This is a genomic window from Burkholderia pyrrocinia (assembly GCF_003330765.1).
Classification (GTDB): Bacteria; Pseudomonadota; Gammaproteobacteria; order Burkholderiales; family Burkholderiaceae; genus Burkholderia; species Burkholderia pyrrocinia_B.
Genome location: NZ_CP024902.1, coordinates 270,280 through 289,095, shown reverse-complemented (window position 1 = coordinate 289,095; position 18,816 = coordinate 270,280). Strand labels below are relative to the sequence as shown.

Annotated in this window: 17 protein-coding genes; 11 read left to right on the top strand and 6 right to left on the bottom strand. The window is 68.9% G+C overall.

The annotated features are described in order from the left end of the window. Window positions 1-131: 131 nt before the first annotated feature. From argC to CUJ89_RS01300, 4 genes are all read left to right on the top strand, one after another. Complete coding sequence (gene argC / locus CUJ89_RS01315; protein ID WP_114175647.1) at window positions 132-1,082, top strand: N-acetyl-gamma-glutamyl-phosphate reductase; 951 nt, start codon at window positions 132-134, stop codon at window positions 1,080-1,082. A 430-nt stretch (window positions 1,083-1,512) separates the two neighbouring features. Beyond that, the gene (locus tag CUJ89_RS01310) at window positions 1,513-2,934 is read left to right on the top strand and encodes a DUF2957 domain-containing protein (protein ID WP_114175646.1); all 1,422 of its coding nucleotides are present in this window, start codon (window positions 1,513-1,515) and stop codon (window positions 2,932-2,934) included. Between the two features lie 139 nt (window positions 2,935-3,073). Continuing rightward, window positions 3,074-4,318: a DUF2957 domain-containing protein gene (locus tag CUJ89_RS01305; protein ID WP_114175645.1), complete on the top strand. Its 1,245-nt coding sequence runs from the start codon at window positions 3,074-3,076 to the stop codon at window positions 4,316-4,318. An 18-nt stretch (window positions 4,319-4,336) separates the two neighbouring features. Beyond that, window positions 4,337-5,170 (top strand): OmpW/AlkL family protein, encoded by an 834-nt coding sequence (locus tag CUJ89_RS01300; RefSeq protein ID WP_114175644.1) that lies wholly within the window; start codon window positions 4,337-4,339, stop codon window positions 5,168-5,170. Between the two features lie 184 nt (window positions 5,171-5,354). Here the strand turns inward: CUJ89_RS01300 and CUJ89_RS01295 are convergent, their stop codons facing one another. Further along, window positions 5,355-6,284 (bottom strand): LysR family transcriptional regulator, encoded by a 930-nt coding sequence (locus CUJ89_RS01295; RefSeq protein WP_114175642.1) that lies wholly within the window; start codon window positions 6,282-6,284, stop codon window positions 5,355-5,357. A gap of 97 nt (window positions 6,285-6,381) precedes the next feature. Here CUJ89_RS01295 and CUJ89_RS01290 point away from each other — a divergent pair, with 97 nt between their 5' ends. Continuing rightward, window positions 6,382-7,665, top strand: a complete 1,284-nt coding sequence (locus CUJ89_RS01290; RefSeq protein ID WP_114175641.1) for an MFS transporter — start codon at window positions 6,382-6,384, stop codon at window positions 7,663-7,665. A gap of 75 nt (window positions 7,666-7,740) precedes the next feature. Here CUJ89_RS01290 and CUJ89_RS01285 read toward each other — a convergent pair whose 3' ends face one another. Both CUJ89_RS01285 and CUJ89_RS01280 read right to left on the bottom strand, forming a co-directional pair. After that, entirely contained in the window at window positions 7,741-8,382 is a 642-nt protein-coding gene (locus CUJ89_RS01285; RefSeq protein WP_114175640.1) for a LysE family translocator, read from the bottom strand. Window positions 8,383-8,453: 71 nt separating this feature from the next. Then, window positions 8,454-9,323 carry an NAD(P)-dependent oxidoreductase gene (locus tag CUJ89_RS01280; protein ID WP_114175639.1) on the bottom strand — a complete coding sequence of 290 codons (870 nt, stop codon included), beginning with the start codon at window positions 9,321-9,323 and terminating at the stop codon, window positions 8,454-8,456. A gap of 96 nt (window positions 9,324-9,419) precedes the next feature. On the opposite strand from CUJ89_RS01280, the gene CUJ89_RS01275 reads away from it, so the two are divergent. Continuing rightward, window positions 9,420-10,175 (top strand): Mut7-C RNAse domain-containing protein, encoded by a 756-nt coding sequence (locus CUJ89_RS01275; RefSeq protein WP_114175637.1) that lies wholly within the window; start codon window positions 9,420-9,422, stop codon window positions 10,173-10,175. Window positions 10,176-10,252: 77 nt separating this feature from the next. Here the strand turns inward: CUJ89_RS01275 and CUJ89_RS01270 are convergent, their stop codons facing one another. Then, complete coding sequence (locus CUJ89_RS01270; RefSeq protein WP_114175636.1) at window positions 10,253-10,489, bottom strand: hypothetical protein; 237 nt, start codon at window positions 10,487-10,489, stop codon at window positions 10,253-10,255. Window positions 10,490-10,849: 360 nt separating this feature from the next. On the opposite strand from CUJ89_RS01270, the gene CUJ89_RS01265 reads away from it, so the two are divergent. The 4 genes from CUJ89_RS01265 to CUJ89_RS01250 are packed head-to-tail and all read left to right on the top strand — an operon-like array spanning window position 10,850 to window position 15,108. After that, the gene (locus CUJ89_RS01265; protein WP_114175635.1) at window positions 10,850-12,055 is read left to right on the top strand and encodes an efflux RND transporter periplasmic adaptor subunit; all 1,206 of its coding nucleotides are present in this window, start codon (window positions 10,850-10,852) and stop codon (window positions 12,053-12,055) included. A gap of 7 nt (window positions 12,056-12,062) precedes the next feature. Further along, window positions 12,063-12,761: an ABC transporter ATP-binding protein gene (locus CUJ89_RS01260; RefSeq protein WP_114175634.1), complete on the top strand. Its 699-nt coding sequence runs from the start codon at window positions 12,063-12,065 to the stop codon at window positions 12,759-12,761. A gap of 21 nt (window positions 12,762-12,782) precedes the next feature. Next, window positions 12,783-13,937, top strand: a complete 1,155-nt coding sequence (locus CUJ89_RS01255; protein ID WP_114175632.1) for an ABC transporter permease — start codon at window positions 12,783-12,785, stop codon at window positions 13,935-13,937. Between the two features lie 4 nt (window positions 13,938-13,941). Then, entirely contained in the window at window positions 13,942-15,108 is a 1,167-nt protein-coding gene (locus CUJ89_RS01250) for an ABC transporter permease (RefSeq protein WP_114175631.1), read from the top strand. A 13-nt stretch (window positions 15,109-15,121) separates the two neighbouring features. On the opposite strand, the gene CUJ89_RS01245 is transcribed toward CUJ89_RS01250, so the two are convergent. After that, window positions 15,122-16,453, bottom strand: a complete 1,332-nt coding sequence (locus CUJ89_RS01245; protein WP_114178452.1) for a carotenoid oxygenase family protein — start codon at window positions 16,451-16,453, stop codon at window positions 15,122-15,124. A gap of 16 nt (window positions 16,454-16,469) precedes the next feature. Beyond that, a complete protein-coding gene (locus CUJ89_RS01240) occupies window positions 16,470-17,093 on the bottom strand; it encodes a DUF2239 family protein (RefSeq protein WP_114175630.1) in 624 nt (207 codons plus the stop codon). Between the two features lie 320 nt (window positions 17,094-17,413). Between CUJ89_RS01240 and CUJ89_RS01235 the strand changes: the two genes are divergently transcribed. Next, on the top strand, window positions 17,414-18,754 hold the full coding sequence (locus tag CUJ89_RS01235) for an MFS transporter (RefSeq protein WP_114178450.1): 1,341 nt from the start codon (window positions 17,414-17,416) through the stop codon (window positions 18,752-18,754). Window positions 18,755-18,816: the final 62 nt, after the last annotated feature.

Genomic DNA, 18,816 nt, shown 5'->3' with positions numbered 1-18,816 from the left:
CGGGCATCAAAGGGACACAAGACGGCCCGCCCGCCGTCTTTTTTTCGCCCCGCGCGGTGCAGGTCCACCGGATGACGTCTTAAAATGACGGATTCAGGGCGCGGGCCCCCGTTTCATTCAGTGAGAGCGAAATGAGCACCAAAGTTTTTGTCGACGGCCAGGAAGGCACGACCGGCCTCAAGATCTTCGAATACCTGTCGGCACGCAACGACATCGAGATCCTGCGCATCGATGATGCGAAGCGCAAGGACGTCGACGAGCGCCGCCGCCTGATCAACGCGTCGGACGTCACGTTCCTGTGCCTGCCGGACGTCGCCTCGCGCGAATCGGCCTCGCTCGTCGAGAACCCGAACACGACGCTGATCGACGCGAGCACCGCGTTCCGCACCAGCGCCGACTGGGCCTACGGCCTGCCCGAACTGACCCGCGCGCAGCGCGAGAAGATTCGCACGTCGAAGCGCATCGCGGTGCCGGGCTGCCACGCATCGGCCTTCGTGCTCGCGATGCGTCCGCTCGTCGACGCGGGCATCGTCGCGCCGACCTTCGCCGCGCACAGCTACTCGATCACCGGCTACAGCGGCGGCGGCAAGTCGATGATCGCCGACTACGAGAGCGCCGCGCCGGGCGGCAAGCTCGCGAGCCCGCGCCCGTATGCGCTCGGCCTCGCGCACAAGCACCTGCCGGAAATGGCCGCGCACACGGGCCTCGCGAACCCGCCGATCTTCACGCCGATCGTCGGCCCGTTCCTGAAGGGCCTGGCGGTGACGACCTACTTCTCGCCCGACCAGCTCGCGAAGCGCGCCACGCCGCAGGACGTGCAGCGCGTGTTCGCCGAGTACTACGCGGACGAAGCGTTCGTGCGCGTCGCGCCGTTCAACGCGGACGCGAACCTCGACAGCGGCTTCTTCGACGTGCAGGCGAACAACGACACGAACCGCGTCGACCTGTTCGTGTTCGGCAACGAAGAGCGCTTCGTCACGGTCGCGCGGCTCGACAACCTCGGCAAGGGCGCGTCGGGCGCCGCGATCCAGTGCATGAACCTCAGCATCGGCGCAGCCGAGGACGCGGGCCTCACACGCTGATCATCGTCGCATGCGATGCAAAGCCGGCCGCTGGCCGGCTTTTTATTTACCCGTATCAGGCAATATATAAAACCCGGTTCGCGCATTTACAAATATTTACAAGCTTTCCGTTGCGCGATTACCTGCGAATTAATCTCCCAGTTCTTTATCCAGTCAATCCCGAATAGGGATAAACCGGATACCGCCGCTTTAAACGCTGCCGTTATACGCGCGAAGGCTCTTCGACAGCCTGGCGAGCGTGGCACATCCCCCACTCCGACAGCTTTCGTCAGCCCTTCGCCCGTTTTAATTCTTACCGAATGCCGTGTTGGACAAGGATTCAAAACACGACAATCGTTTCAATCGCCTTTTTTAGACGGGTTCATCAATTGACAGCAAAAATCAAGGCGGCGACATTAGCTCGCACAATTAAACGATTGGAGACAGCGGTATGTCGCACGCCTTATCGAAGGGGGTGGCAACGGCCTTTGCCATTACCCCTTTCCTGGTTGCATGTGGTGGGGGGGATTCCGGCGCGCCCGCGCCGATCAATGCGCCCCAATGTTCCGGATCGAGCTGCGGCACGCAAGGGCCGCCGCCTTCGCAGCCCGTCAACGGTTCGCTGTGCCCGGCCAATGCCGACATCGTGAAGAGCACGTATCTCGGCGGCGCCGGTAGCGGCGAGATCGTCAGCGTCAACATCGACGCGGTCGCGATGACGTACACGCTCAAGTGGCTCGAGTCGCCGATTCCGCTCGCGACCGGCACGGTGACGCCAAGCCGCGCCGGCACGACGATCGCCGGCAAGGTCATCCATCCGCCGACCGGCACGCTGCCGACCGCCGAGCAGACGCGCTGCGCGTTCATCCTCACGCCGGGCGCGGGCACCGCGCCGGGCGGCGCGACTTACTCGACGGCAGCCGACTTCAACCAGGCGAACCCGCCGATGCTGCTGGTCGGCATGGGCGTCGCGGGCGGCGGCATTCCGGGTGCGACGATCCAGTACGACGGGCTGACGATCATCCCGGGCCTCGTGCAGAACGTCGGCCAGGTGCCGAACCGCCACTTCGACTTCTATCCGTTCCTCGGTTTCTCGAACACGACGACCGATCTGTCGAAGCTGCCGGGCACGTACAACGCGCTGATCTATCACCTCGTGCCGTCGGGCAACTACGCGACGAAGGGCTCGAACTCGAGCGAGACGTTCGACGCGAACGGCGCATGCACGTCGACCGGCTCGGGCGGCTGCCAGACGACCGGCAATCCGTGGACGGCGAACACCGCGAACGGCGGCTATTTCGACAGCACGAAGGCACCGCAGACGCTGCCGCAGACGCAACTGCCGATCGTCGGCGCGACCGGCAAGTCGGCGACCGCGCACATGGTGATCGGCCAGCTCAACGGTGCGACCGTGCCGGTGATCGTGCGCACGGGCAACGTGAACCTCGGCACGCCGCCGCTGCACACCGACGCGCAGGTCGACGACGAATCGGGCATCGCGGTGCTCGGCGCGGCGACGGCGGTCACGTCGGGCGCGATCGACGGCGGCTACGCGGGCGCGGACTCGAACTTCAAGTACACGGCTGCACTGATTCGCGGCAGCAACGCGTCGTTCATCAACCCGACCACGCAGGCCGAGGAAGACGGCTTCACGCTCGACTACGGCCAGGCGACGCCGGGCCTGCTGAACGCGAAGACGACGCCGCCCGGCGGCGCGACCTACCCGTCCGCGTCGGGCGTGGTGATCGCGACGGGAGGGCTGTACGCGGCGCTCATCCAGGGCACGGTGAACGGCGGCGTCACGTCGACGTCGGCGAATTCGACCACGTCGTCGACACCGTACTTCGGCGTGGGTGCGCAGATCAGCAAGTAGCGATCGGAGACGCGGCGGCGGCCAGCCCGCCGCCGCGTGACGGACGCGCGAACGGCACGGCGCAGGCAGGACGAGCACAAGCAACAGAAGCGGCCGACAGGGAGCTGGCCGCCGCACAAGACAAATCTGGAGGAGCAACATGAAGCGCAACCTCATTCTGGCGGCGGCCCTTGCCGCCCCCCTTCTTTCCGCCTGCGGCGGCGGTGGCGACGACACTCCGCCCCCGCTCGTCGAAGACCGGCTCTGTCCTGCGTCGCTCGACTACAGCACCGTGTTTACGGGCGGCGCGGGCAGCGGCGAACTCGCCAAGGTCCAGCTCGACACGACCAAGATGACCTGGCAGGTCACGTATGTCGAATCGGCCGTGCCGCGCACGACCGGCACCGTCACGCCGACCCGCGCGGGCACCGTCGACAGCGGCACGCTCACGCAGGAAACGCTGCTGCCGACCAACAAGCTGAACCAGTGCGCGTTCCGCCTGAACGGCGCGAGCCTCGACGCGTCGCGTCCGGCGCGGATCTTCGTCGGCGAAGGCGTCGCGGGCGGCACGATTCCCGGCAAGGAAATCCAGTTCGGTGGCGTGCTCGGCCAGGCCGCGGTGCCCGATACGAAATTCCCGTACTACCCGTTCATCGGCTTCTCGTCGATCGAAACCGACATCACGAAGGTCGCGGGCACGTACAGCCATGTCGGCTTCGGCGAAGTGCCGTCGCAGAACTTCGCGCCCGCATCGATCGACGCGAAGGTGACGATCAACGCGGACGGCTCGTGGACCAAGTGCGACACGACCGGCCAGTTCGCCGGCGGCGCGTGCACGCAGCAGGGCACGAACTTCGCGCAGTCCGCCGACGGCAGCGGCGCGTTCCAGTCGAACAACTACCAGAGCCAGTTGAAGCCGACACTGTCGGCGACGCCGCAGGGCAAGGGCTTCATGATCGTCGGCAAGCTGCGCAACCAGCTCGTGCCGATCCTCGTGCGCACGGGCGTCGCCAACCCGAACCCGACGCCCGACAGCAACGGCGTGCCAGGCCTCACCGCCGACGACGAATCGAGCATCTCGATCCTCGCGCCGCAGACGGCCATCGCGGCCGGTTCGCAGAACGGCGAGTACGTCGGCGTCGACAGCCAGTTCAATTACCGGACCACCGCGCTGATCAACAACCAGGCCACGCTGCTCGATCCGTTCCAGCCGTCGCAGGCCTCGCTCGCGACCGCGCTCGATCTCGACTACACGCAGAAGGTGCCGGGCGTGGTCACGACGATCCACACGGGTTCGGGCAGCACGTCGCCGACCGGCAAGTTCATCTTCACGGGTGGCGTGTTCGGTTTCCTCGATAACGCGGGATCGACGCCGTATTTCACGATCGGCGCGTTCGTCCAGTAAGCGGAGGGGAATGCCGTGATGAAGAAAACACTTCTCTGCGCGGCGGCGGGCGTCGCCGCCCTGGCGCCGCTCGCGGCGCACGCGCAGAGCGCCGGCAGCAACGTCGTCACGCTGGGCTGGTTCCACGTGATGCCGCAGCAGAGCAGCACGCCAATGACGACCAACGTCGCGCCGACGCCGATCAACACGCCGCTGCGGCTGCCGCCGTCGTTCACGTCGCCGGGCACCGGGCTGCGCACGAACGGCGCCGACACCGTCGGCCTGACCATCAGCCACTTCCTGACCGACCACATCGCGGTCACGTCGGTGGCGGGCGTGCCGCCGGTGTTCAAGGTGTCGGGCCAGGGCACGATCAAGCCGCCCGGCCCTGCCGGCGCGCTCGGCACGCAAAACATCGGGCTGGCGTCGGTCAACCCGATCGTGAAGAGCGTGCGGCAGTGGAGCCCGGCCGTGCTGCTGCAGTACTACTTCGGGCAGGCGACCGCGAAGTTCCGGCCGTTCGTCGGCCTCGGCGTGTCGTACAACTGGTTCAGCGACCTGCAGCTCAACACGAACTTCATCAAGCAGACGCAGGAAAACCTCGGCGCGATTCTCGCGGCGGGCGCGGGCAAGCCGGGTACGACATCGGTGGAGGCGAAGGCGTCGTCGTCATGGCAGCCGGTGTTCAACGCGGGCCTGCAGTACAACATGACCGAGCATTTCGGGCTGATCGCGTCGGTGACGTACATCCCGCTGAAGACGACGTCGACGGTGACGATCAAGGCGGCCGACGGCTCGGTGCTCGCCGAGTCGAAATCGGACCTGAAGGCCGACCCGCTCATCAGCTACGTCGGGATGACGTACAAGTTCTGACCCCGGCGACGGACGACGAATGGAAAGCCGCGGCAAAATCGCAGGCAAAAAAAAGCCCGCCTAAGAGGCGGGCTGAATCCATATCAGAGGAGACATGGAGGAGACAGGTGCAACTATAGCGAATCGGTTTCCGCAATGCAACATTTCCGTAGAGAAAATAAGGATTTTCCCTCGAATGCGCACTCTAGATCGCCTTCACTACATCTGACCCCTTCCCGTTCTCCCGGTCGAGTACCTCGCCCAGCGCGTCGCGCAGCAGCGCGACGGGCCGCACCAGGCGGCCCGGCAGCGCGCCGTGCACGATCCAGACGTTGATCCGCGTCTCCAGCCCCGCCGTTTCCACCACCCTCAGCGCATCGCGATGCGCGCTGCGCGCCAGCGCGTCCGGCGGCGCGATGCCGATGCCCGCGCCGCGCGCGACGAGCGACAGTTGCAGTTCCGAGCCGAACGCCTCGACCGCGACGTCGAACGGCAGCCCCGCCGCGCCGAGCGCGCGGCTCAGCGCCGAACGCATCCCGCAGCCGTCCTGGCTCAGCACCCACGGATAAGCCGACAGCGTGTCGAGCGACAGCGGACCGTCCGGCAGCGGAAAGTCGCGCGCAGCGACGAGCACCGTCGGCTGCGTGGCGAGCAGGGTCGCCGTAAACGCGTCGGGCAGCACCGCGCTCGCCGGCACCATCACGGCGGCGACGTCGAGCGTGCCGCGCTCGATGCCCTGCATCAGCGCCGGCGACCAGCCGGCCGTCACGCGCAGCGTGAGGCGCGGGAACGCGTCGCGCAGCCGGTCGATCGGCCGCTCGAGCGCCAGCTCGGACAGGAACGGCGGGACGCCGATGCGCAGCTCGCCCGACGGCTCGCTGTCCGGCGCGCCCGCCGCCATCAGTTCGTCGACCGCGCCCAGCACGTTGCGCGCGAGCGCGTACACGTCGCGCCCGGCGGCGGTCGGCTTCAGCGGCTTGCTTTGCCGTTCGAGCAGCGGCACGCCGAGCAGCGCTTCGAGGTTCTGCACGCGCCGCGTCAGGCCCGGCTGCGTCAGGTGGAGTTTCGCGGCCGCGGCGACCATCGACCCGCTGTCGACCACCGCGACGAACGCCAGGAGATCACGCGTATTCAAAACAATCTCGCATAATCATGTTAGACATATTTCAATTGTGGCATAAACATCGACTGCCTACGATGGGAGTTCCTTCGACCCCCACTCCAGGCTTCCGATGAACTGTCCTGCCAACCGTTGCCCCGCCGCCGTTCACACGCCCGTCGGCGCGCCGCCCGCGCTGAGCGCGGGCATGACGCTGTTCTTCGCCGCGACGGTCGGCGTGATCGTGATGGACCTGTTCGCCGCGCAACCGCTGACGGGCCCGATCAGCGCCGACCTGCATCTGCCGCCCGGCCTCGCCGGCCTCGTTGCGATGCTGCCGCAGCTCGGCTACGCGGCCGGGCTCGTGCTGCTCGTGCCGCTCGTCGACCTGCTCGAGAACCGCCGCCTGATCGTCGCGACGCTCGTCGCGTGCACGGCCGCGCTCGCGCTGCCCGCGTTCACGCGGTCGGGCGCCGTGTTCCTGCTGGCGACACTGGCCGCCGGCGCCGCGTCGAGCGTGATCCAGATGCTGGTGCCGATGGCCGCGTCGATGGCGCCCGACGCGCAGCGCGGCCGCGCGGTCGGCAACGTGATGAGCGGGCTGATGCTCGGCATCCTGCTGTCGCGGCCGCTCGCGAGCCTGATCGCGGGCTCGGCCGGCTGGCGCGCGTTCTACGCGCTGGCCGCGCTCGCGAACGCCGCAATCGCCGTCGTGCTCGCGCTGCGCCTGCCGTCGCGCACGCCGTCGATCACGGCCGGCTACCGCGCGCTGCTCGCGTCGATGGGCCGCCTGCTCGCCGACGAGCCGGTGCTGCGCCGGCATGCGCTGTCGGCCGCGCTCGCGATGGCCGCGTTCAGCGCGTTCTGGACCGCCGTCGGGCTGCGGCTCGCGCAGCCGCCGTTCGGGCTCGACCTGCACGGGATCGCGCTGTTCGCGTTCGCCGGTGCAAGCGGCGCGATCGTCACGCCGCTCGCCGGCCGCGCCGGCGACCGCGGCCACGGCCCGGCCGCGCAGCGGATCGCGCACGGCACGATGCTCGCGGCGCTCGTCGTGCTCGGGATCGCGGGCGCCGGCTGGTTCGGCTTCGACGCGCACGCGCATCGCGGCCTCGCGCTTGCGCTGCTCGCCGGCGGCGCAGCGCTGCTCGACGCGGGTGTCATCGTCGACCAGACGATTGGCCGCCGCGCGATCAACCTGCTGAACCCGGCCGCGCGCGGGCGCCTGAACGGGCTGTTCGTCGGGCTGTTCTTCGTCGGCGGCGCGCTCGGCGCGGTGCTCGCGGGCAGCGCGTGGGCATGGGGCGGATGGAGCGCGGTGTGCGTCGTCGGGTTCGCGTTCGCCGGCGCGGCTGCCGTCTTCGGGCTCTCGGCCGGACGCCGGACCGGCGCGGCGGCGTTGACTCGCCCGCGTGCGTGAAGCGGACGCGAAAAGACGAACGCCCCGCCCTCTTGCGAGGCGCGGGGCGTTCGGCGCGCCGGCGTCAACCCGAAATCAGTGACGGACCAGCGCCATCATCGCGCCGAAGCCGACGAACAGCCCGCCCGTCAGCCGGTTGAACACCTTCGCGACGCTCTGGCTCTTCAGCGTCGCGCCGATGCGCGTGCCGAACGACGCGTAGACGAGATACCAGCTCACCTCGATCACCGCGAACGTGACGACGAGGATGCCGAACTGCGGCAGCGTCGGCTCGGCGGCGTTGATGAACTGCGGCAGCAGCGCGGCCGCGAACAGGATCGCCTTCGGGTTGCTGCCCGCGACCAGGAAGCCGTTGCGGAACAGCACCCAGCGCGACGCCGGTGCAGCCTGGCGCGAGACGGTTTCGACGTCCGCGCCCGGCAGTTCGTCGTCGACGCGCGCGCGCCACGCCTTCACGCCGAGGTAGACCAGATAGGCCGCGCCCGCGAAGCGCAGCGTGTTGAACATCGCCGGCCATGCCTCGAGGACCGCGCCGAGGCCCGCCGCCGACACCGACAGCATCAGTACCAGCGCGGTCAGGCAGCCGGCCATCGTCGACGACGAGCGCCGCAGCCCGTGCCGCGCGCCGTGCGTCATCACGAGCAGCATGTTCGGGCCCGGAATCGCCGACACGACGAACACCGTCGCCACGAAAAGCCACCACGTATGCAAATTCATGACTGCCTCTGCCTGAATGTAGGGAAAACCAACTGCCGATTATGCCGTGAGCGCCGCGCTTCTGTCGCGCGTCAGCGGCCCGCGCGGCGCAACGCGACTTCGCCGAGCACCGCGAAGTCCTGGTCGCCGCCGCCATGCGCGAGCGCGTCGAGCAAGCTGTCGCGCACGACGCTCGCCACCGGCAGCGGCACCGACGCGGCGTCGCCGGCCTCCAGCGCGAGCCGGACGTCCTTCAGCCCGAGGCGCGCCTTGAAGCGCGCGGGCTCGTAGTGCCGCTCGGCGATCATCCCGCCGTAGCCTTCGTACACGGGCCCCGGAAACACGCTGTTCGTGATCACGTCGAGGAAGTCGCGCATCGCGACGCCGTGCGCGCCCAGCAGCGCGGACGCCTCGCCGAGCGTCTCGATCGCCGACGCGAGCGTAAAGTTCGCGGCGATCTTCGCGACGTTCGCGTGCTGCGGCAGCGAACCGAACCGCCAGGTCTTCTGGCCGATCGCGTCGAACAGCGGCTGCACGCGATCGATCGCTTCGGCCGGGCCGCCCGCCATGATCGTCAGGCGTGCGGCGGCCGCAACGTCGGGCCGCCCCATCACCGGCGCGGCGACATAGTCGAGGCCGCGCGACGCGTGCGCGTGCGCGAGCGATTCGGCGAGCGCGACCGACACCGTCGCCATGTTCACGTGGATCAGCCCCCGCGGCGCCTGCGCCAGCAGCGCGTCGTCGAACACGGCGCGCGCGGCCGCGTCGTCGCCGAGCATCGAGAACACGGCATCGCCGCGAAACGCGTCGGCCGGCGTGTCGACGATCTGCGCGCCGAATGCCGCGAGCGGCTCGGCGCGCTCGCGCGACCGGTTCCAGACCCGCACCGTGTGCCCCGCCTTCAGCAGGTTCGTCGCGATCGCCTGCCCCATTTCGCCCAGCCCGATAAACCCGAGATCCATTGCGCGCTCCTTCGCTCCGTGAAGCCGCGAGTTAAACACAGATGCCGGCCGTCTGCAGCACCCGCCGCCGGCCTCGCGCGGTGCGATACTGGTCAGATGTCGACCGCAACCTTCCGCTTCCACGACGAACTGAACGCCTTTCTCCCGCGCGCGCAACGCGATCGCGCGTTCGGGCACGCATGCGCACGCGATGCGACGGTGAAGCACGCGATCGAGGCGCTCGGCGTCCCGCATACCGAAATCGGCCGGCTTCGCGTCAACGACGCGCCGGCCGTGCTCGACCGGCCGCTCGACGACGGCGACCGCGTCGAAGCCTTTCCGGAACGCGCGCAGCCGGCGGCGAACGGCGCAACCACGCTACCACCGGCGCAATGGCGCTTCGCGGCCGACGCGCATCTCGGCGGCCTCGCACAACTGTTGCGCCTCGCGGGCTTCGACACCTGCTACGACAACCACTACCGCGACGACGAGATCGCGGCGCTCGCCGGCCGCGAGGGCCGGATCGTGCTGACCCGCGACCGTGAGCTGCTCAAGCGGCGCGCAGTCGTGCGCGGCTGCTACCTGCACGCGCTGCAGCCGGCCGACCAGTTGCGCGAACTGTTCGAGCGGCTCGATCTCGCGCCGCACATGCGGCCGTTCCGGCTGTGCCTGCGCTGCAATGCGCCGCTGCATCCGCTCGACGCGGCCGCCGCCGCGCCGCGCGTGCCGGCCGGCGTCCGGCAGCGGCACCGGCGCTTCGCCGCGTGCGACGTGTGCCGGCGCGTGTTCTGGGAAGGCTCGCACTGGCGGCGCATGCGCACGGTGGTCGACGCGATGCGCACGCCGCCGCCGCCCGGCGAACGCGACGCCTAAAAAAACAAAACCCCGCATGCCGAAACATGCGGGGTCTCGCGACGAGCGGCCGGCCGTGCCGGCCCCGGGCGAAGCGCTTAGTTTGCTGCGCCCGAGTCGTTCGTGCCGGCGGCCGATGCGGCAGCAGCCTTCGCCTTGCCCTTCGCCGAACCGTGTTGCTTCAGCGCGTGCTTCGGCTTGCTGTGATCCTTCTTCATCGGTGCGGAAGCGGGTGCCATCGCGCCTGCCGGAGCCGATGCCGACTCCTGTGCGAATGCCGAAACCGATGCGAGAGCGAATGCTGCGGTCATGATCGAAGCGAGCGTCTTCTTCATTGTTCTTCCTTTAGCGGAGAAAAAATCAAACGAACCGGTATGTAAAGATGCGAGGCATTCGCATCGGAGCGCCAGGCCGGGAGACCGGCTTTCGCCGTTCCGCCGCGACAAATACTGACGCACTGGTTCCATAACGCACCGCCTTCGCGGCAAGTTGACACGTTGCTTGCGTCCCTCGGGTTTCCCCGGGGAAGGATGCTTCTTCGCGCGCCGGCGAGCGGGTCCGGCGGCCGTCACCCTGGCCCCACAAACCCGCTCGCGCGCCGCCGGGGCAACGCTATACTGGCGTCCATCCGTCCCTTTCCCGGGAAACCGGATCGCGGCCGGTCGCCAGACCGCCGCCGTCGCGAGGCGCTCAAATTGCCCGATCACAATCTGGACAAACTGAAAATCGACCGGCGTCCGATCGCACCGGCGCCACGCCGGCGCCGGTGGGTCCGCTATGCAGTCGCCGCCGCGATCGTCATCGTCGCGATCGTCGCCGGCCTTGCGCTCACCGGCCGGCCGACCGTCGAAACGACGTCCGTCACGTCCGCCTACCCGTATCAGAACGACACGCAACTCAATGCGACCGGCTACGTCGTGCCGCAGCGCAAGGCCGCGGTCGCGTCGAAGGGCCAGGGGCGTGTCGAATGGCTCGGCGTGCTCGAAGGCACGCGCGTGAAGAAGGACGAGATCATCGCGCGCCTCGAAAGCCGCGACGTCGAAGCGTCGCTGGCGCAGGCGCTCGCGCAGGTGAAGGTCGCCCGCGCGAACCTCGGCGTCGAGCAGGCCGAGCTGAAGGACGCCGGGATCGCGTTGCGCCGCACCTCCGCGCTCGCGCCGCGGGGCGCCGTGCCGGCCGCGCAGCTCGACACCGACACGGCCCGCGTGAACAAGGCGCGCGCGTCGCTCAGCAGCGGCGAGGCCGCGATCGCGTCGGCCGAAGCCAACGCACAGGCCGCGCAGGTCGCCGTCGACCAGACGGTGATCCGCGCACCGTTCGACGGCATCGTGCTCGCGAAGCACGCGAACGTCGGCGACAACATCACGCCGTTCTCGTCCGCGTCGGACAGCAAGGGCGCGGTCGTGACGATCGCCGACATGGACACGCTCGAGGTCGAGGCCGACGTCGCCGAATCGAACATCGCGAAGATCCGCGCCGAGCAGCCGTGCGAGATCCAGCTCGACGCGCTGCCCGACATGCGCTTCGCGGGCCGCGTGTCGCGCATCGTGCCGACCGTCGACCGCTCGAAGGCCACCGTGCTCGTGAAGGTGCGCTTCGTCGACCGCGACGATCGCGTGCTGCCCGACATGAGCGCGAAGATCGCGTTCCTGTCGAAGCCCGTGTCGCCGCAGGACCGGCAACCCGTGACGGCCGTCCTGGCAAGTGCGGTCGTCGAGCGCGACGGCCGGCCGGTCGTGTTCGTCGTGAAGGACGACACCGCGCGCGCGGCGGCCGTGACGACGGGCATGCGGATCGGCGAGCTCGTCGCGATCCGCGGCGTGAAGCCCGGCGACACGGTCGTGCTCGCGCCGGGCGCGAAGCTGAAGGACGGCGCGAAAGTGACCGTCGCGAAGAAGTAGCGCGAGCGTGAACGACGCGCCGCCGCCCCTCGTCGAGATCAGCCACGTCGCGAAGTCGTACCGGCGCGGCAACCAGATCGTGCCCGTGCTGACCGACATCACGCTCGATATCGGCGAAGGCGACTTCGTCGCGCTGATGGGGCCGTCGGGCTCCGGGAAGAGCACGCTGCTGAACCTGGTGGCCGGCATCGACCGGCCCGACAGCGGCGAGCTGCGCGTGGGCGGCCTCGACATCTCGCAGCTCGCGGAGGCGCAACTGGCCGAATGGCGCGCGGCGAACGTCGGCTTCATCTTCCAGTTCTACAACCTGATGCCCGTGCTCACCGCGTTCGAGAACGTCGAGTTGCCGCTGATGCTCACGCACCTGTCGCGCCGCGAGCGGCGCGAGCGCGTCGAGCTCGTGCTCGACATGGTGAACCTCGGCGACCGGACCAGCCATTACCCGTCCGAGCTGTCGGGCGGCCAGCAGCAGCGCGTCGCGATCGCGCGCGCGCTGATCACCGATCCGGTACTGATCGTCGCCGACGAGCCGACCGGCGACCTCGACCGCGCGTCGGCCACCGACGTGCTCGCGATGCTGCAGCGGATGAACGCCGAGCTCGGCAAGACGATCATCATGGTGACTCACGACGCGCACGCGGCCGGCGCCGCGCGGTCGCTCGTGCATCTGGAAAAAGGAGAGCTGACCGATGGGCACGCCGGCTGACCGGCGGCGGGAGCGCGCGCGATGTACGTGCTGAAGCTGATCGCGCGCAACGCGCTGCGGCACCGGCTGCGCACGCTCCTGACCGTGCTCGGGCTCACGATCGCGGTGCTCGCGTTCGGGCTGCTGCACACCGTCGTCGACGCGTGGTACGCGGGCGCGGCCGCCGCGTCCAGCGGGCGGCTCGTCACGCGCAACGCGATCTCGCTGGTGTTTCCGCTGCCCGTCAGCTACGAGAACCGGATTCGCGGCGTCGACGGCGTGACGGCCGTGGTCCGCTCGAACTGGTTCGGCGGCATCTACCGCGACCCGAAGAACTTCTTCGCAAGCTTCGCGGTGTCGGAAAACTATCTCGACCTGTATCCGGAATTCATCCTGCCGGCGCAGCAGCGCGCCGACTACGACCGCGACCGCCGCGGCTGCCTGGTCGGACGCCAGCTCGCGACGCAGTTCGGCTTCAAGATCGGCGACGTGATCCCGCTCAAGGGCACGATCTATCCCGGCACGTGGGATTTCGTCGTGCGCGGGATCCTCGACGGCCGCGACGACTCGACGATCACGCGCCAGATGGTGTTCCACTGGGACTACCTGAACGAGACGGTGCGCCAGCGCACGCCGAAGCAGGCCGACCAGGTCGGCGTATTCGTGCTCGGCGTCGCGAACCCCGACGACGGCGCCACGATCGCGCGCAACGTCGACGCTGTGTTCAAGAACTCGCTCGCCGAGACGCTGACCGAGACCGAGCAGGCGTTCCAGCTCGGCTTCGTCGCGATGTCGAACCAGATCATCGCGGCGATCCGCGTCGTGTCGTACGTGGTGATCCTGATCATCATGGCCGTGATGGCCAACGCGATGGCGATGAGCGCGCGCGAGCGCACGGCCGAATACGCGACGCTGAAGGCGCTCGGCTTCGGCCCCGGTTTCCTCGCGCTGATCGTGTTCGGCGAATCGGTCGTGATCGCGGTGGCCGGCGGCGGGCTCGGGATACTCGCGACGCCGCCCGCCGCGAGCCTGTTCAAGCAGGCGGCCGGAGGCATCTTCCCGGTGTTCAAGGTGTCGGCCGAGACGGTCGCGCTGCAGGCTGCGTGCTCGATCGCGGTCGGCATCGCGGCCGCGATCGTGCCGGCGTGGCAGGCGGCGCGCGTGCGCGTCGTCGAAGGCCTGCGGGCGATCGGGTAGGCGCATGGCGATCCCGCTCACCTACATCGCGCGCAACCTGTGGACCCGGCGGCTCACCACCGCGCTCACCGCGGGCGGCATGGCGCTCGTGATCTTCGTGTTTGCGACGGTACAGATGCTCGACGCGGGGCTCACGCAGACGCTCGTATCGACCGGCGAACCCGACAACGCCGTGGTGATCCGCAAGGGCGCCGAAACCGAGATCCAGAGCGCGATCGACCACCAGCAGGCGAACGCGCTCGAGATGCACCCGGCCGTCGCGCTCGGCCCCGACGGCCGGCCGCTCGTGTCGAAGGAGGCAGTCGTGCTGATCTCGCTCGAGAAGACGTCGACCGGCAAGCCGTCGAACGTCGTGATCCGCGGCGTGTCGCCGGCCGGCCTCGCGCTGCGCCCGCACGTGAAGCTGGTGGACGGCCGGATGTTCGTGCCCGGCTCGTCGGAAATCATCGTCGGCAGCGCGATCGCGAAAGGCTTCAGCGGCACGCGGCTCGGCGACAGCCTGCATTTCGCGCAGCGCGACTGGACCATCGTCGGCATCTTCGACGCCGGTGGCAGCGGCTTCGATTCGGAGATCTGGGGCGACGTCGACCAGCTGATGCAGTCGTTCCGGCGCACCAGCTATTCGTCGATGGTGCTGCGCATCCCGAGCGCCGACGGCTTCGCGCGCTTCAAGGCCGACATCGACGTCGACCCGCGCCTCACCGACGAGGCGAAGCGCGAACAGACCTTCTACGGCGACCAGTCGAAAGCGCTGTCGACGTTCATCAACATCCTCGGCATCACGCTGTCGACGATCTTCTCGATCGCCGCGATGATCGGCGCGATGATCACGATGTATGCGTCGGTCGCGAACCGCGTCGCTGAGATCGGCACGCTGCGCGCGCTCGGCTTCAAACGCACGAACGTGCTCGCCGCGTTCCTGCTGGAAGCGCTGCTGCTCGGCTTCGTCGGCGGCGTCGCGGGGCTCGCGTGCGCGTCGCTGATGCAGTTCGCGTCGTTCTCGACGACCAACTTCCAGACCTTCTCGGACCTGTCGTTCCGTTTCGTGCTGACGCCCGCGATCGTCGTGAAGACGCTGCTGTTCTCGCTCGTGATGGGGCTCGTCGGCGGGTTCCTGCCGGCGATGCGCGCCGCGCGGCTGAAGATCGTCGACGCGCTGCGCGCGCAGTGACGCGCGCGGCCGCTCAGCGCACGCGCGGCACCCACGCACCGTGGAACCCGGCCGGCACGCGGCGCGGCAGGTGCACGGTCGCGACCGGCCCCGCGTCGATCGCGCGCGCATCGAGGATCACGACGTCGCTCGTATCCGTCGCCGCGCGGTAGACCATCACCAGCAGCCAGCCGTCGTCCTCGTCGAGGCCGCCCGGGCGCGGCACGAACACCGGCTCGCCGTTCTGGTCGCCGGCCGGCACCGCGTAGCGCGTCGTCGTGCCGCGCGCGTGGTCGAAGCGCATCACGCCGCGCATTTCCGCGTGGTTCGGCTGCTCGGCCGCATACAGGTAGCGGTAGCCGCGCCCCGTTCGGCTTTCGTTGATGCGCGGCAGCTCGATGCCGCCGTCGGCCAGCGGCCCTTCGTCGATCAGCCCGTTCGCCGTGTCGATCACGTAGCGCCACAGCTCGCCGACCGGGTTGTCGGCGAAGCGGCCCGTGCGCGCGTCGAGCCGCAGGAACCACGGATAGCGCACCGCATCGAGCACGATGCACGAGGCGTCGCAATCGTACGCGTTCACGACGTGCTGGATGAAACACGGCTCGACGTCGAACCAGCGCACGTCGCCGCCGTGGCGCGCGATCACGCCGATGCGCGCGGGCAGGTCGTCGTGCCAGCGCAGCGGCATCCGGTGGCCCTGCTTCAGCATCGAGAAGTCGTAGCCGACGTTCAGGTCGAGCAGCAGGCTGCGGGTTTCGGTAATCGCGAGGTCGTGCATCATCGACGGCGCGGGCAGGTCGACGGCCACGTCGACGCGCTGTACACCCTGCGCATCCGCGACGCCGTAGCGCAGCCACGGCGCGTTCCAGTCCGCGCGAAACGCGATCAGCTCGCCGGTCGCCGGATCGACCTTCGGATGCGCGGTCATCCCGCCGCCGAAGCCCGCGCGCTGCTCCGGCACGCCGAGCGAATCGAGCGCGGCGGTGATCGCTAACGGTGCGCCGCCCTCCGCCAGCGCGAGCAATTCGCCGGCATGCTGCAGCACGTTCACGTTCGGATTGGTGTCGGGCAGATGCGGCGCCTGCCCGGGCGCATGCACGGCGGCCCAGCGGCGCGTGCGCGCCCAGCGGTTCCGGTAGCCGGCCGCGCGGCCGCCTTCGAACGCGATCGCATGCAGCATCGCGGCTTCCGGCCACCACGACAGCATGTCGTTCCCTTCGAAGCGGCCGCCCGGCGGATTCGGGCCGTTGCGCAACAGCGTGCCGTCGAGTTCGCGCGGGACGGCGCCGGTCACGCGCAGGTCGACGAGGTCGACCTCGTCGGCGACCGGCGCGATCGCGCCGCGGTTCAGATCAAATACGGTCATCGCGTCGGGCGCTCCTTCAGCAGTCTTCGGCGGACGGCGGCAGATCGCCGCGCGCCAGCGCGAGCGCATGGTCGCGCACGTCGTCCGGCCATCCGGCGATCAGTTCGGCCAGCCGCGCCGGATCGTTCGCATACAGCGCCCGCGCGGCCTCCTCGAAACCGGGCAGGTCGCCCGCCAGCGCCGACATGAAGTGGTACGCGCGTGCCTGCGCATCACGGCGCCGGTCGGCCGCCGCATGCGTGCGCCGCGCGTCCTCGACGAGCTTGCGCAGCGCGACGGACGCGCCGCCCGGCTGCGCGGCGAGCCATTCCCAGTGACGCGGCAGCAGCGTGACCTCGCGCGACACGACGCCGAGCTTCGGCCGGCCGCGGCCGCGCTGTTCGCCCGCGCCGGCCGGCTCGCCGGCTGGCGCGGACGCTTCGGCGGACGCCGCCGCGTAACGCGCGCGGATTTCGTCCACCGTGCCGCGCAGGTCGAGGTCGATCGAGCGGCCGGTTGCGTCGTCGAAAATCACGATCGAGCCAGGCATTGCGTCGCCGGCGGCCTGCCGGACCGCGACCGCCACGGTCGCGAGCGCGCCCGACGCGACACGCCGGTGGCCGTCGAAGGCCGTGTAGGAAGGAAGAAGCGTGGTGGTCATCGTGGTCGCCCTCGGAATGGAAGCATTGGAATGGCGCTATTTTTATCCGGGTATAAATTTAATGTCAATATTATCCGGGTAAAAATTTGCGAGCGCACCACACCGATCTCGTCCGATTCATCGATCGATTCAAATGCTGAATCGATCAAGTCAGTAATTGGCATGAAAGCGCAAATTTCGACATGACAGAATGGCCCGGACGCCCAGCCTGCATCGGCGTCCAGATGCCCGGCCTCCGGCCGGCGGCACCCGATACGAAAACGCGCGCACCGATGCGCCTGCCGCACGACGGCACCTTCCGCCTTTCGGAGGAGACAATCATGAATCCGCTTAACGCATTGCCGGCGTCCGCGTCGGCAACGGCCCGGCGCACCCGCGTGCGCTGGCTCGTGCTGACCGTGCTGTTCGCGGTCACGACGGTCAACTACGCGGATCGCGCGGCGATCGCGATCGCCGGCCCGGCGATTGCCCGCGCGATGCATCTGAGCCATGTGCAGATGGGCTTCATCTTCTCGGCATTCGGCTGGTCGTACGTGGTCGCGCAGCTGCCGGGCGGCTGGCTGCTCGACCGCTTCGGGTCGCGCATCGTCTATGCGTTCAGCATCTTCTTCTGGTCGCTGTTCACGCTGCTGCAGGGCGGCATCGGCTTTATCGGCGGTGCAACCGCATTCGCGCTGCTGTTCGCGCTGCGCTTCCTGGTCGGCGCTGCCGAGGCGCCGTCGTTCCCGGCCAACAGCCGGATCGTGTCCACCTGGTTCCCGGCCGCGGAGCGCGGCACCGCGTCGGCAATCTTCAACGCGGCGCAGTACGCGGCGACCGTCGTGTTCGCGCCGCTGATGGGCTGGCTCGTGCACGCGTTCGGCTGGCAGTCGGTGTTCGCGGTAATGGGCGTGCTCGGCTTCGCGTTCGTGCTGGTGTGGAACCGCACGATGTACGACCCGAAGGTGCACCCGCGCATCAATCGCGAGGAGCTCGACTACCTCGCCGAAGGCGGTGCGCTCGTCAACATCGACCAGGCGACCGGCGCGCGCGACGGCGGCCCGTCGATGCATCACGTGAAGGCGCTGCTGAGGAACCGGATGCTCGTCGGCGTGTACGTCGCGCAGTACTGCATCAATGCGCTCACCTATTTCTTCATCACGTGGTTTCCCGTCTATCTCGTGCAGGCGCGCGGGATGTCGATCCTCAACGCGGGGCTCGTCGCGTCGATCCCGGCCGTGTGCGGGTTCCTCGGCGGGATTCTCGGCGGCATCGTGTCCGACGGGCTGCTCAAGCAGGGCCGGTCGCTGTCGGTCGCGCGCAAGGTGCCGATCGTGATCGGCATGCTGCTGTCGATGTCGATGATCGTCTGCAACTACACCGATTCACACGTGCTCGTCGTGCTGTTCATGGCGCTGTCGTTCTTCGGCAAGGGGCTCGGCGCGCTCGGCTGGGCCGTCAACGCCGACACCGCGCCGCGCCAGATCGCGGGGCTGAGCGGCGCGCTGCTCAACACCTGCGGCAACCTCTCCAGCATCACGACGCCGATCGCGATCGGCTACATCGTCGACCGCAGCGGCTCGTTCAACGGCGCGCTCGTCTATGTCGTCGCACACGCGCTCGTCGCCGTGATCTGCTACCTGTTCGTCGTCGGCGAGATCCGTCGCGTCGAGCTTCATTGAACGGCGCGGGCCGCGCTGGCGCGTCCGGCGGCCCGCGCGCTACCGGAACCAGGAGCGAACCG